This is a genomic window from Candidatus Magnetaquiglobus sp. (assembly GCF_058402785.1).
In genome coordinates, this window is the sequence record NZ_JBZVFG010000032.1 from 32,307 (window position 1) to 46,018 (window position 13,712).

The following is a 13,712-nucleotide window of genomic DNA, read 5'->3' on the forward strand; positions in this document are numbered from 1 at the left end:
TTTGCGAAAAATCGCGCAAGCGCGCGCCGTCTCATGTGCCATGAGTCGTTGCCGCTTTTGGGCAACGACTCATGGCGAATTGCCTGTCAGAACAACAAGTCGTTTCCCGCAAGGCCACCGTGCCAAATACGAGCTTCGTTTCCAAACTGGCATGATGGGGGGAGAACCCCCTCACCCCCCAACCGTGCACCTCCCTTACGAGTCCGTCTCCGAACCTCTGCCGGGGACCTCGCGGTCCCCCGTCCCCTGCGATCGTGGGGGTGCTGAACCGTTACCGAATGGATTGTGTTCTCAAGGCAAACCGCACCCAACCGGGAAGGTATCCTCCCAGCCAGGTCCGACGATCGCGGTTGGATTGCTTGTGGGGCAGGACGGCGCCCTGGCAGAAGCGGCTCAGAACGAACCGTTGAGAAACGGATTGACCCGCCGCTCCCGTCCCAGGGTGGTCGAGGGGCCGTGACCGGGGTGACACTTCAGGCCGTCGTCGAGAGAAAGCAGACGGTTCTGAAGGGAGTCCATCAACGTGTCGTAATCACCGCCGGGCAAATCGGTACGTCCGATGGAGCCGGCAAAGAGCGTATCCCCGACGATCAGATCCTCGCCGCAGCGAAAACAGACCCCACCCGGCGTATGACCCGGCGTATGGATCACCTCCAGGGAGAGTCCGGCAATGGTCAGGGTCTGGCCATCGGCAAAGGAGCCATCGACGGTCGGCACCGGTCCGAAAGGCAAGCCCCAGGTGGCGGCATGTCGGGCCGCGCCTTCGACCAACGGTCGATCCTTGTCGTGGATCCAGAAGGCGGCGCCGGTGAGTTGTTTGAGTTCGCTCACGCCGCCGATGTGGTCGAAATGGCCGTGGGTGGCGAGGATGTGGGTGATTTTGAGCTTCAAGGCCTGGGCGCGGGCCAGGATACGTTTGGCATCCCCGCCCGGATCCACGACCAGGGCCTCGCCTCGGGTCGGGTCGCCAAGAATCTGACAGTTGACCTGAAGCGGACCGGTTTCCAGGATCTCATGCACACGCGTCATCGATCGGACTCCCTGTTGGACAACAATCCCGCCATGGCCAGGCTCATCCCTTCGCGCATCATGACCCGATAGCCCTTGTCGAGCAGTTCGGACTCCAGGGCGAGCATGGCTTCCATGGCCAGTTCATAAGCATTGTAAGGGGTTTGACGCAACGTGCCCGACGAACCGGAACGTCCCCATTCGCGCATGACGTGCCAGCGGCCCAGAAGATCGCGCTGGATCTGGAGCGAATAGAAAAGCACCACGCCCGTGATCGGATTGGGTCGTTGCAGATAGACTTTCATGAAACGTCGCGAAACCCCATCATGCCGGAGAGACTCAAGCACGCGGCTTGGCGGACCGGCGGTTGATTTTTTCATCAGGTTACACTATTTTACCCAGGAAGTCTCGTAAGAGAGTTCCTGGGTCGGGGGGTGCGATTTGTGTTCCTCCCATTGTATCATTTTCTTTATGAATGGTCACCTGGACCGCACGCGCTCGACGATGTGGATCATCTCCCGAACTCTGGTCAACAAGATTTTCGCCCATGCGCAGCGCATGCTGCCGAAGGAGTGTGTGGGCGTGCTCTCCGGCCAGGGACGGGAGGCGACGGCGTGGCATCCGCTGACCAACATCGCCGGGGACGACCGGAGTTTTCTGGCGAATCCCGAAGAGCAGATCCGACTGTTCCGGAGCCTGCGCGAGCAGGGTCAGGAGGTGGTGGCCATCTACCACAGCCATCCGCGCGGCCCGGCGCAACCTTCATCGCTGGATCGGGAGTTGGCTACCTATCCGGATGCCCTGCTGTTGATCGTCGGCATGCAGACCGACGGACGGCTGGAGATCAACGGCTTTCTGGCCCACAATGACCGCATGGAACAACAGGAATTGACGATCCGCGATTAAACCGCAACCATCACGAGACACGTAGTTCCATGATCAAGGGTCCAGGGGGATTATCCACCTGATGGGATTCAAGGGCAAAGCCCTTGGGACGTTGCTTTTGACTTGAGCGCGCTCTTCTCAAAGAAGCCTTTTTCGCCTCCTTTGCGAAAAATGCGCCGCGCCCAGCCTTCGCGAGCTTCGTTTCCGCTTTTTACCGTGGAATTCCCGTGTAAGGGAGGTCCACGGTTGGGGGGTGAGGGGGTTCTCCCCCCATCAGACAAGTTTACCGTGGAACTCCCGTAAGGGGGGTCCACGGTTGGGGGGTGAGGGGGTTCTCCCCCGGTGGCCTTGCGGGAAACGACGCATCTCAAAAATAGACGCGGTTTAGCTTCCGGATGGTCTGGAATCCCAATCTCCCCGATCGTCCGGGAAGATTCGAATCGCCTGGAAAAGATTGTCCCGCCCAAGATGCGGGAGCACGCCTTGCCCGCGTGGCGGAACAGGTAGACGCATCGGACTTAAAATCCGCTGGCCGTAAGGCCGTCCCGGTTCGATTCCGGGCACGGGCACCACATTGAGTTCCAAAGAATTCCAAGATCTTACAAGAAGCCAGCAAAATTAAACAGTTGCTGGCTTCTTTGTTTCCAACGGGATTCCAGGGATGTGTATAGACATCCCTGTTTTGTGTGTGTAGATTCGGGTGTAGATTGAGGTTTCTGGCAACCCTCCACACACATCCGCCGCAAACCAAGGAATCACGCCATGTCCGTGACCGATACCCAATTTGCGCAGCATGAGAAGCGAACCAACGTCCGCCCCCAAGAGCATCGCGGATGAACGTGGCTTGTCCATCCTGGAGCGCGCCGAGCACTTCGCGCGGAGGAAGCGGCTCTTGGAGAAGTATCCGGAGACGAAGAGTGGCGGCGTTCGGATCGCTGGAGCCAGCAGGTTGGACCAGAACGACACTCATGTCGTTCTGGCAGGGAACGGCGAAACACCAGCTCCATCCTTCGTCCAGGACACCGCCTCAAAGCTGGGTCTGAACCGCCGGACCATCGAACGGGCGGTGCGTCGGTCCGAGATGATTGACCCGGATGTGTGGCCAGCACGATGCATCAGACGCACCAGGAGCGCGTTTCCCTGGTTGGACGACAAAAAAAACCACCCCCAAGCGTAAACGCATTGTAGCGATTTCTTGTAAAACCAGACATCAACAAGGACGTGAATGAGCGGGCGGGCAAGTTTGCTGCGGAGGTGGGGCGGGAAGGCGCATCTCCTGGACGGGTGAGATTGCGTTACCTCACGACCCGCGAAGAGACCCGGAGGTGAAACCTTCCCAGTTTTTTTTATCTCTGCGCCGGAGGGGTGTAACAGACCGGCGCGGCCTGATGAGGGCAGGCCCACCTCGACCGTGAACCTCCCTTTTGGCATGCCACTTCGGCATTCCACGGTCCGGATTTCAACACCACCCTCAAGGCCCAGGCGCGCGCTCCGGCTCGTTCCCGGACCCTTCCTTCATCCGCCAACCCCCATCCGGCAGCTGGATCCACGCCCCTGGGCTGGCCTGATCGCGGTTCATCGTCGCGAAGATCCCCCGCACCCTGGGCAGATCCGCCTCCACCAATCCCTCCTCGGCCAGAATCAACCGCTCCCAGATGGCCGCGCGATCCTGATTCTCCTCCTCCACCAAACGCCGCGCGAGAGTCCGGGCCTCGGCGGAGAGTTGCTCCACCTCCCGCACCGTCACCCCGCCCTGATTGTTTTCGCCGATCACGCCGATCTTGCGGAAGTGATCCAGATCATCGCGGTTGAAAGCCTGACGCTGCAAGGCACGCAACACCGCCCGATACTCCGGGGTACGGGGGATCTGTCGTGCCAACCGCCCCTGGGAATCGATGGCGCGCACCGAGGTCAACAGCATCACCTCGCGCTGCAACTCGGCATAACTGCCGAGAACCTGATTCTCCAACGCGGTGCGCTCGTCCACCACCGTCACCTCGAGCAACGGTCCGCCGCAGCCGGTCACCAACAGCGACCAGCCCAACATCAACCACACTCTACGGCGCGGTGGCGTCACGGGTTTCCACCTCCAGATGGGTCATGCCGATCCACTCCAACAGACGTGCCAGATTCTCCACCGGGGCCAGATCCTGCTGGATCTGCTCGAACTGACCGAGCACGCCCAACGGAATCCGCTCCAGATTCAGGCTCGAGACCATCCCCTCGCGAAAATCGATCTTGAGCTTGATGGTTCCCTTGGTCAATTGCAAGTTCATTTGCGACGGATTGGCATACGACACCTTGGATCGGGCATTGCTCAAGGCGGGATTGCTCTCCTTGGGATCGAGAAAACGCAACAGCCGATCCAACGCCTCCTTGCCGATGCGGGTGAACAGAATACCCGCCTCGCTGCGTCCCAGATCCAACCTGCCGCTCTCCTTGTCGAAACGCAACGCCAGCCGGGCGATGAAATCGACCTGACCATCTCCCACGATCCCCGCCTCGGCGGGCAGCAGACGGTTCAGATCCACCTCCACCCCTTCGAGCAGGGCATCCATGCGCGCCGGCTTGCTCCCCTCCAGGAGAACATTCCCGGCAATGGTGCCTCCCAGGAGATCCAGCCGCAGGTTCTGACCGCGCAACTGCCCCTCCTGGTAGCTCAGCTCCATGGTGATCTTCTCGGCACGCACCCCGGCCAGCTCCAGGCGTTCGATGTTCAGCCGCCGTCCCTCGATGCCGCTGGTCAAGGGGGAGGCGATCCGCTCCAAGGCGAAGGCGCGTCGTGCCTTTGCCTTCACCGGCACCTGCTTGGGATCGGTCCAGGTGCTTTTGTTCGCGATCAGGGTTCCGGTCATGCCGCTCAAAACCAGATCCCCCCGCGTTACCCCCAGCTCCCGCGGCGAAACCAGAAAACGGGTGACGAAGGGACCATTGACCGCCTTGAACAGACTCCACTCCAGCTCCCCGCGCCCGGTTCCGCGCGTTTCCAACGTGGCCAAAACCGGATTGGCCCGTTCCAGATCGGCCCGCGCCCGCCCGGTCAGGTCCACGAACAATCCGGCCAGGCGTTCGGGAAGGCGCAGCTCGCGGGGATCGAGCAGCCCGGAAAGCCCGGAAACCTCGCCATGCAGCTCCGCCTCCAGACCGGGCAAGCCCCCCTTGAGACGGTTCAGCCGCCAGTGATCCGGATCCCGTCCCACCAGCTCGAACTCCAAACGGGCCTGTTCCAGCGCAATGCCGTGGAACTCCCGCCAGGGAGCGCCCGGATCGAGGGGTGCGGATGGATTTCCCCCATCTTGAACATGCGCGGGGGCCTCGGGCCGCTCCCAGCGCCCGGCGTGCAGATCCGCGCGCAGGGTCACACCCTGTCCCGGCTCCGGGGCGAAACGAAGGTTCACGTTCCCCTTGCCTCCGGTCAACCGCGCGTTTCCCCAGCGTCCCTCCACCCCGGATGCCGAGGCGGTCAATGCCAGCCGCAACGGTGGAGGCGCCTCGCGACTCCACCCCTTGAGCGACCCCGGTCTCCCCTCCAGATCGACCTTCACCGCCACGTGCCCCGAAAACGGCTGATGCGTAGCCCCGGCTCCCCCCTCGTCGCTGGCCAGCAAAGCCAACCGACCCAACTCCAGCCGCTCCAGGCCACCGGTCAGCCGCAGAAAATCCTCCTCGCTCCGATACTCTCCGCTCAGGCGTGCCGTCAGGGCCCCTTCGGCATCGATCGCGAGAGAGTCGAGCCGATGCAATCCGCTGTTCAGCTCGCTCAAGGCGCGCGCCGACCAGTGAAAATCGGGCCACAGCCACTGGTAATCCCCATCCCGAACCGACACCTTCCGACCAACCCCGCTCCAGGATTGGCTCACCACCGCATCCCCGAGGGGTGCATCGGGCGTGAAGGTGCCCCTGGCCTCGGTCTCCAGCACACCGGTGAACCGATCCATGCGGATATCCGCCACGAAGACCGGTTTCTCCAGATGCCCATCGAACCGCGCCCTACCCTCCCAGGCACCGCTCTCCGGCAGCAGCCGACCCCGACCCGCAAGGATGATTTCGGCCTCCTCGCTGGTCAGATCGGCTCCCGCGCGCGGCTCCGCGAGGCCGATCGTCCCCTTCACCACCCCCTCGACCGGACCATCCACCACGGGCCGATGCGCCTTCCAGGCCAACTTCAACCGCTCGAGCCGACCCCCCACCCCGGTCTCGTCGTCCGACCAGGCCACGGGCGCCAGATCGACCAGACCACCCAGGGCGATGCGACGCGGCAGACGGTTGGCCATCAACGTGGCGCGACCGTGCAGGGAGAGACGGCTCTCCCCGGGCGAAACCGACAACGTAACCCCGCCCGGCAGCAGACGGGCCAGGGCCACGGCCAGCTTGCGACCATCCACCGTCGCGGAAAGGGTTCCGGAGAGGCTTTGTTCCCCGTCGGTCTGGTCATCCGAGGTCAATTCCAACCTGCCGCCGATGCGGGCGATGTCGTCGAGTCGCACCAGCAGCCGGTCGATGGAGAAGCGTTCCCGTTCCGGATCGAAGGCGGCCAACAGCCTGGTCTCAAAACGTACCGGACGGCCACCCTCCCCCTCCCCACCGACAAGCAGCCGCTCCACCTTGATGCGTCCGTGGCCGGCCAACGACCCATCCGCACGGTGTTCGGCCCCCATCAACAGCGACCCTTTCCCGACCTGGGCCTCGGGGGTGACCAGCCGCTCGGCGGTCCCATGCAGCTCCGACTGCATCCCCTGCCAGGCCCCCGCCTGAATCCGCATCCCGGAGATGGTCAACCGCGCCGTGCCGCGCTCCAACACCCGTTCCCGATCGCCGGGAAGCCGGGCATCCAGATCGGTCAATTCCAACGCCCCTTCTCCGGAACCGCTCAACCCGTCGTCGTCGCGCACCCCCTGAAACCGCCATGCGCCGCCCCCCTTGCCGGTCAGCCGCGCCGCGCGCCAGTCGTCGGGCAGCCACGGTTTCACCAGGGCCAACAGCGGGGCCAGCTCCACCGGTTCGGCCCGCAACAACAGATCGATCTCGGCGGGATGCCGGTTGAGGGTCAGCCGCGCATCCAGCGGCACGGTGAGCAGATTCCCCAACCGCAGGGTGGAGCGCCGCGCCCCTTGCCCGCTCTCGTTGCCCAGATCCATCTCGAGGCTCACCGGCAGATGCACCGAGCCGTTCCCATCCGCATAGGCCAGATCGTCGATGGTGATCTTACCGGTCAGATCCATTCCTTGCCGGTCAACGCGCAGGGCGGCCCGCATGGCCAGCTGTCGCACGCTCAGGCGCACGCCGGGCATGGGTTCATAGGCCAGGTCGATATCCTCGACCACGAAGGATTGCATGGCGAGTCGCAACGGCAGGGTGGTGGCGATCCAGGCCGGGGCCAGCACCGGATGGGGGGTGGGCGGGGTGGACGCCTCGGATGACGGCTCCGGCTCCCCGGTCAGATGCGCGGCGGAGAGATCCAGACGTCCCCCATGGATGCGCACTTCGCGGATCGTGAGTCGCCCGAGCAGGAGATCCGGCCAGTCGATGGCCAGGCTGATCCCCTGGAGCTGGAACAGGGTGCGCTCTTCGAGTCGCCAGGCGATCTGACGGGCTTGCAGACCGGTGACATAATCGAGGGTGAGCGCATCGATGGTGATCGCGCCGGGGAGATCGTGACCGAGAACGGCGATCAGATGGCGCTTGAACGGCTCCGAGGAGACGATGGTCTGCAACGAGGCCACCACCGACAGCAGGGCCATGGCCAGGATCCAGGCGCCGATTTTCAGGATGCGCCGCATGCGAGGGTCTCCCCGGATGGAACTGGAGGGTCAGCCGGCGCGGATCGAATGCGCGACTCCGGCACAATCAGCCGCGCGGACTCTCCCCGGTGCGCCGTTCCGGGGGATGGATCCCCTCCCCGCTGTCGTGTCCGGGATCCGGTTCATCCCGCGGGGGTCTGGCGATCGACGATTGGGGCTCCTCCCGACCCTTGTTGACCGTGCGCGGGGGTCTGGCGATCGATTGGGGCTCCTCCCGACCCTTGTTGACCGTGCGCGGTTGCCGTTCCTGGCCGGCTGGGGGCCTGGACGACGGATCGGGTTCCGCCCGCCCCGACGTGGGAAGCAGCAGGCCCAGTATCAACCAACCCGCGATCCGGTGGCGCGCACGCGGCGGCTGGATCACAGATCCAGACCCTTTTTCTTGACCAACCGCACGTTGTTGGCCCGATAGGTCTCGTTGCGGCCCGGATAGACCTCGAACTCGATGTGGTCGCCGGGTCCGGGGACATGTTCGGGATCGGTCAGCTCCGAAACATGGATGTAGACGCTGTTGCGCTTGCACTTGGCGAAGCCATACCCCTTTTCCGGGAAATAGACGGTCACCACCGCCTGTTCGATCGAGCCGATCACCAGCGCCTCGCCCACATCGCCGGGTTGCGGGTTGGCCTCGCCGAGCTTGGTGATCTGCAAGGCGATCAACCCCTCGGATTCGGAACCCGATCCGGCGGTGAACTCCACGATGTCATCGACCCGCAACCGCTCGTAGAGCACCTCCTGGGAAAGGGCGAAGAAACGGATCGATTTGCCCTCCTGATCGCGGATCGAGATGTGGCCGCAGCCGTCCTCCTGACACGATTCGACCCGCCCTTGCAGACGACTCCCCATCACCAGCACCGAACAGGCCTGGGGACGCCCCTCCTTGCCCGGCTTGATGACGAAGAGCACATGATCGTTCTCGAAAACCGGCACCTGATGAATCACGTAGGTCATGTGAAAATAGATTTCCTGGTACTCGTGATTCTCGGCGTAGTACTGGATAAAGCCGAAACCGCGCTCCTTCTTGAAGGCCGACACCTTGCCGAAATAGGGACGCTCCTGGGCAGGATCCTCTTCCAGGGTACCCCGCACCGGTTCGATGGGCGAGGCGGCCAGGTATTCGCCGGGGTTGGACTGCCAGTGGATGGCGAAGCGTCGGGCGGGCCCGTTCATGCCGGCAACGCGGAAGGAGGGCAACTCGAGGTAATAGTCGCTCCGCGCGCGGGAAACCAGCTCTCCGGCCTTGGAGCGGATCGGGAAATCCGGCGGATCGTGGGGATCCGGGTGGTGCAGCAGGATGGCGTTTCCCCTGGCCTGTTCGCTCAAGAACAGGGCCAGGTCACTGGCCAGACCGAGATAATCGCTCCGTTTGTGCTCGGTGAGGTGCAGGGCGAAAACCTCGCCGGTGGCGATGCCGATGCCGCAGGCCAGACCGTGCAGGGGGTAACGCCGTTTTTCCTGCAACTGCTCCTGGATGTCGATGGCGGCCTGGAGCGCGTCGCCGGGGTGACGAAAGGCGCACATCACCCCGGACGTCAGACAGCGGACGAACTTGCCGTTATGCCGGGTGGCCTGGGCGATGATCGCGGCGTAGAAGCCGGCGTGCAGCTCGGCCCACTCGCGGGTCGGCCTGCCCTCCTTGTAGGAGTCGGCATTGTGGATGCGGACGCACAGGAAGCTCTTGACGACCGCTTCCAGACCGCTCCCCCGCGCCTGGGTCATGAACGCGACGCCTTGACGATGATCACCGATTCGATCGGCACATCGCCATGGCCTTTGTTCATGCCGGTTTTGACCTTGGCGATCTTGTCGGCCACCTCCATGCCCGAAACCACCTTGCCGAAGACCGCATAGCCGAAGTCGCGCTTGCCGTGGTTGAGGAAGGTGTTGTCCACCAGGTTGATGAAGAATTGCGAGGTGGCGCTGTCCACGATCTGGGTACGGGCCATGGCGATGGTGCCACGGGCATTGAGCAGGCCGTTGTCGGCCTCGTTCTTGATGGAGGCGTTGTTGGGTTTTTCCTTCATGTCCGGGGTCATGCCGCCGCCCTGGATCATGAAACCGGGGATGACCCGATGGAAGATCAATCCGTCGTAGAACCCGGCGTCCACGTAATCGAGAAAGTTCTTGACCGTGATCGGGGCCTTGGCTTCGTCGAGTTCGAGTACGATGTCGCCGTGATTCGTGGAAAGGGTCACCATGGGATGCGCTCCGGATTTGGATGGTTTGGGAACGTCGGCGGCTTGGACCGTGCCGGCCAACAGGAATACAAAAAGCAGCAAAGTGTAATAAATCCGCCCGGTCATGGTCAATGGCTCCTCCCAGATGACGACCTGTTGGTGAAAAACAAGCACCTTTCCCGCATGAAAGGTGAACCAGACTTACCCTGAAATCTTCACCTTCCCCGCGCATGCAAGTCAAGGTGCGCGATGCCGGGCCCCATCGATCCGCCCGGCTCGCCCTGGTCAAACCAGCATCACCCTGGCGCGCGCCTCCCCGAGCAGGGCCAGCAGACGCCCGGCGGGCTCCCCGCCCAGACCCGACACCGCGGCCAGGACCGGATCGATCACCTGGGCGACCAGATAGCGTTGCTGCTCCACGGGCATGGCCAGCAGCAGGAACAACAGGTCACGGGTGCCCCGTTCCATCTCCTCGGGATTGTGGAATACCACCCCGCCCACGCCCAACGCCAGCGACAGCACCACATGGGCATGTCCGGCGTTGGCGAGCAGCATGCCGATCACGTAGGCGACCCGCACCCGACCCATGGCCAGAGCCTGGGCCACCACCAGCAACCAGACGCCGGGATCGACCGACTCCTGGTTGACGCAGGCAATCATCCCATCCAGATCGTCCGCCGCGTCCAGGGCCAACACCTGATCGAACAAGGTGGACTCTGGCGGCGGGGCGACGACCGGAGGCGGGGCGACGACCGGAGGCGGGGCGACGACCGGAGGCGGGACGACGACCGGAGGCGGGACGACGACCGGAGGCGGGACGACCGGAGGCGGGGCAACCGGGTGAGGCATGGCGAGCGCCGTGGGAGGCAGTTCGCCGCGCCAGCCGAGGGTACGGGTGACCTCGCCGGAAAAGCGGGCGCGCGCCTCGGGTGACCAGAGCCGATCGTCCTCGGGGATCCGGGCCAGGCGATCCCGCGCGGTCAGCTTCTCCAGGTAGGCGGCGGCCATCCGTTCCACCGAACCAAACCACACCCCGTTGGCATCCAGCTCGATGCCGATCTCCTGATAAAGCTCCAGGTTGGTCAGATCCGGGCGGGGCAGCCGCTCCTCCAGGAAGTCGGCCCGCATTTCGAGGAAGAGCCCTTCCAGTCGTTTCACCAACAGCGGCGTATCGAACAGCACGCAGGTATCCCGTCCGACGGCCAGGCGGGCGCGGAACCCCTCGAGCAGGGCGCGGTCGGTGCCGAGTTCCACGGCTCTGGCCACGAATTCGTCCGGCGTGGCGCAAACCAGCTCCGGCAGGCCCGCCGCGCGCACCAGACTGCCGCACACCCGGGCCGGAAACGAGATCCCGGCCAGGGTCAGGATCGGCACCCCCATCCACAGCGCGTCCGAGGCGGTGGTATGGGCGCCGTAGGGGGTGGAGTCGAGCATCAGGTCCACCAGCGGATAGCGGGCCATGTGTTCGTGATTGGGTTTGCGCGGCGCGAACAGGATCCGTTCCCGATGGATGCCGCGTTGTTCGGCCATGGTCCGCAACCGTTCGCAGGCCGGCTCGTTCTCGAACAGCAGCCACAGCACGCTCGCCGGCACCCGTTCGAGCACGCGCATCCACAGCTCCCAGGTGACGGCGGTGATCTTCTTGACCCCGTTGAAGCAGCCGTACACCATCACCCCCTCGGGCAGACCCGCCTCGGCGCGGCTGGGACGATGGTCCTCCACATGGCGCTTGCGGTCGTTGGGCTGATAGCAGGGCAGGCGCATCACCTGCTCCGAGTAGCAGAACGCCAGCGCCTCGGGAATGATGAACGCGTCGCTGATGATGTGGGTGTGGTACGGCGATCCCATGGTGCCGGGATAGCCCAGCCAGTTGACGATCACCGGAGCCGGGCGCATGGCCAGCATCTTGGTGCGGGCGCTGTGGGTGTAGCCATTCACGTCGATCAGGATCTCGATTCCATCCGCCACGATCTGTTCGGCGGCCTGGGCGTCGTTGAAGCCGTGCAGATCGCGCCAGTGTTCCACCGCCCCCTGGATACGCCGTTTGAGGGGATCATCCGCCTGAATACCCATGGCATAAACGAAGATCTCCACCTGATCGCGATCGTGCAGCTCGAAAATTTCCGCCATCAGATAACCGATGGCGTGGATGCGCAGATCCGACGACAGATACCCCACCCGTGGCCGTCTGGGTGGTGCGATGCGCAGGGCGGCATGGGTATCGTGATAGACCGGCTGTGGCTGGCCGATCTCGGAGCGGTGGAACATGGCCGCGTTGGCGAGTTGAAAGAGCGGATCGTCCGTGTAGACCCCCAGCGAGAGGGGTGCGAACCCTTTCATCAAATGGTTCCGGTCGCAGCGTTCGAACGGCACGATCACCGGCCAGATGCACTGTACCTGGCGCCAGTTGATCCAGTGTTCGATCGCCTCGTGCTGATGGGGATCGATCTCCAGGCTCAGTCGCAGGGCCGCCTCGGCCTGATCCATGCCGAGCACCCGGGCGATCTGCTTCAATGCCGAGGTCTTGTAGCCGATGTTTTCGCCGGTCACCCCTGGCAACCGCTCCGTCAGGGCACGCCAGCATCCCGCCGCCGCCACCGGACCTTCGATCCGTTCCAGGATGTTGCCCAGATTGATGTAGGGCGGATAAAAATCCGGTTGCAGGCGGATCGCCTCCTCAAACACCTGGCGCGCGCCGACCGGATCGTTCATGTTGAGCAGCACCACGCCCAGATTATACAAGGCGAAGTGGCTCTGGGGCTCTGCCGGGTGGTCCGTCAGCCATGCCCGGTACAGTGCGGCCACCGGTTCGTTCTGACCGGTTTGCAGCAGTGGTTCGGCCTGGGCGATCAACTCCACCAGATTCATGGTAAACCTCCTGGCTTGGGCGAATACCGATTCGTGCCTGGACCTTCGCTGGCGAGGCGAGCGTCGGCTGGGCGTTCAAAGAAGAAAAATGATGCTTGCGCCCTGAAAAGTCAAATGAAATGTCCAGTTCTGGCCCCTCGGGACGGCAGGCGGGGTACGGGATCCCCGCCGAGGGGCACCTTGGGTTAGCCACCGTCGGGAGAGGCGGGTTGTCAAGGGTGGCGTGGCCCGGTAACATGGGCGGGTTTCCATCCCATTTCTCAAGCCACGCGGGTGAATAAAATGCCGATCCGACCCTTTGAGGGGATTTTTCCGACCATCGATCCGACCGCCTTCGTCCATCCGGATGCCGTCGTGATCGGGGATGTGGTGATTGGCGCGGAGAGTTCCATCTGGCCAGGTGCGATCGTTCGGGGGGATGTCAATCCGATCCGCATCGGAGCGCGCAGCAACATTCAGGATGGATCGGTGTTGCATGTCAACCGGGCCACGGTGCGTTATCCGAGTGGTGTGCCGTTGATCATTGGGGATGATGTGATTGTCGGTCATCATGTCAATCTGCACGCCTGCACTCTGGAGGATGGTTGCATGATCGGGATTGGAGCCATCGTGTTGGATGGTGCGGTGGTTGAGTCCGGGGCCATGGTGGGGGCCGGGTCGTTGGTGGCGCCACACAAGCGGGTGGCGGCGGGTCAATTATGGATGGGCTCTCCGGCCAAGGCGTTGCGGGATCTGACTCCCGAGGAGCGGGAGAGCATGCGTCTCACGGTGGCGAGTTATCGAACGCTCGCCCGGCGGCATGCGGAGTCGTTGGGGAGTTGAGGGAGGGCAAGGGGGAAAGTGTTACAGGGGACGGGGGACCGAAGGTCCCCGGCGGAGGTTCGGAGGCAGCGCCTCCGAGGTTTGGTCTTGATCTTTCTTGGTCTTTGGTCTTGGTCTTTGGTCTTGGTCTTTGGTCTTGGTCTTTGGTCTT

At 63.5% G+C, this 13,712-nt stretch carries 10 protein-coding genes and 1 tRNA gene; 3 read left to right on the forward strand and 8 right to left on the reverse strand.

Features of this window, described 5'->3' with window-relative positions:
* Positions 1–393: 393 nt before the first annotated feature.
* Both ACV4UY_RS11305 and ACV4UY_RS11310 read right to left on the reverse strand, forming a co-directional pair.
* Entirely contained in the window at positions 394–1,029 is a 636-nt protein-coding gene (locus tag ACV4UY_RS11305; RefSeq protein ID WP_491607693.1) for an MBL fold metallo-hydrolase, read from the reverse strand.
* A complete protein-coding gene (locus tag ACV4UY_RS11310; protein ID WP_491607694.1) occupies positions 1,026–1,313 on the reverse strand; it encodes a WGR domain-containing protein in 288 nt (95 codons plus the stop codon). The genes ACV4UY_RS11305 and ACV4UY_RS11310 overlap by 4 nt, the downstream gene beginning before the upstream one ends.
* 199 nt (positions 1,314–1,512) lie before the next feature.
* Between ACV4UY_RS11310 and ACV4UY_RS11315 the strand changes: the two genes are divergently transcribed.
* Positions 1,513–1,914, forward strand: coding sequence for a M67 family metallopeptidase (locus ACV4UY_RS11315; protein WP_491607695.1), 402 nt, complete (start codon positions 1,513–1,515; stop codon positions 1,912–1,914).
* A gap of 464 nt (positions 1,915–2,378) precedes the next feature.
* A tRNA-Leu gene (locus ACV4UY_RS11320) sits at positions 2,379–2,465 on the forward strand.
* A gap of 899 nt (positions 2,466–3,364) precedes the next feature.
* Here the strand turns inward: ACV4UY_RS11320 and ACV4UY_RS11325 are convergent.
* The 6 genes from ACV4UY_RS11325 to ACV4UY_RS11350 all read right to left on the reverse strand — a co-directional run bounded on the left by ACV4UY_RS11325 (position 3,365) and on the right by ACV4UY_RS11350 (position 12,739).
* Positions 3,365–3,970: a DUF1318 domain-containing protein gene (locus ACV4UY_RS11325; RefSeq protein ID WP_491607696.1), complete on the reverse strand. Its 606-nt coding sequence runs from the start codon at positions 3,968–3,970 to the stop codon at positions 3,365–3,367.
* On the reverse strand, positions 3,951–7,673 hold the full coding sequence (locus ACV4UY_RS11330) for an AsmA family protein (protein WP_491607697.1): 3,723 nt from the start codon (positions 7,671–7,673) through the stop codon (positions 3,951–3,953). Before ACV4UY_RS11330 ends, ACV4UY_RS11325 begins: the two co-directional genes overlap by 20 nt.
* Before the next feature lie 67 nt (positions 7,674–7,740).
* A complete protein-coding gene (locus tag ACV4UY_RS11335; protein ID WP_491607698.1) occupies positions 7,741–8,016 on the reverse strand; it encodes a hypothetical protein in 276 nt (91 codons plus the stop codon).
* Between the two features lie 38 nt (positions 8,017–8,054).
* Positions 8,055–9,413: a cold shock domain-containing protein gene (locus tag ACV4UY_RS11340; protein ID WP_491607699.1), complete on the reverse strand. Its 1,359-nt coding sequence runs from the start codon at positions 9,411–9,413 to the stop codon at positions 8,055–8,057.
* Positions 9,410–9,997, reverse strand: coding sequence for a peptidylprolyl isomerase (locus ACV4UY_RS11345; protein ID WP_491607700.1), 588 nt, complete (start codon positions 9,995–9,997; stop codon positions 9,410–9,412). The genes ACV4UY_RS11340 and ACV4UY_RS11345 overlap by 4 nt, the downstream gene beginning before the upstream one ends.
* A 159-nt stretch (positions 9,998–10,156) precedes the next feature.
* The gene (locus ACV4UY_RS11350; RefSeq protein WP_491607701.1) at positions 10,157–12,739 is read right to left on the reverse strand and encodes an O-linked N-acetylglucosamine transferase, SPINDLY family protein; all 2,583 of its coding nucleotides are present in this window, start codon (positions 12,737–12,739) and stop codon (positions 10,157–10,159) included.
* 282 nt (positions 12,740–13,021) lie between these two features.
* Between ACV4UY_RS11350 and ACV4UY_RS11355 the strand changes: the two genes are divergently transcribed.
* Positions 13,022–13,561 carry a gamma carbonic anhydrase family protein gene (locus ACV4UY_RS11355; RefSeq protein WP_491607702.1) on the forward strand — a complete coding sequence of 180 codons (540 nt, stop codon included), beginning with the start codon at positions 13,022–13,024 and terminating at the stop codon, positions 13,559–13,561.
* Positions 13,562–13,712: the final 151 nt, after the last annotated feature.

Excerpts from the sequence above, each read along its gene's own strand:
- ACV4UY_RS11355 (WP_491607702.1), top strand. The coding sequence starts at position 13,022 with ATGCCGATCCGACCCTTTGAGGGGATTTTTCCGACCATCGATCCGACC.
- ACV4UY_RS11345 (WP_491607700.1), bottom strand. The coding sequence starts at position 9,997 with ATGACCGGGCGGATTTATTACACTTTGCTGCTTTTTGTATTCCTGTTG.
- ACV4UY_RS11305 (WP_491607693.1), bottom strand. The coding sequence starts at position 1,029 with ATGACGCGTGTGCATGAGATCCTGGAAACCGGTCCGCTTCAGGTCAAC.
- ACV4UY_RS11350 (WP_491607701.1), bottom strand. The coding sequence starts at position 12,739 with ATGAATCTGGTGGAGTTGATCGCCCAGGCCGAACCACTGCTGCAAACC.
- ACV4UY_RS11340 (WP_491607699.1), bottom strand. The coding sequence starts at position 9,413 with ATGACCCAGGCGCGGGGGAGCGGTCTGGAAGCGGTCGTCAAGAGCTTC.
- ACV4UY_RS11330 (WP_491607697.1), bottom strand. The coding sequence starts at position 7,673 with ATGCGGCGCATCCTGAAAATCGGCGCCTGGATCCTGGCCATGGCCCTG.
- ACV4UY_RS11310 (WP_491607694.1), bottom strand. The coding sequence starts at position 1,313 with ATGAAAGTCTATCTGCAACGACCCAATCCGATCACGGGCGTGGTGCTT.
- ACV4UY_RS11315 (WP_491607695.1), top strand. The coding sequence starts at position 1,513 with ATGTGGATCATCTCCCGAACTCTGGTCAACAAGATTTTCGCCCATGCG.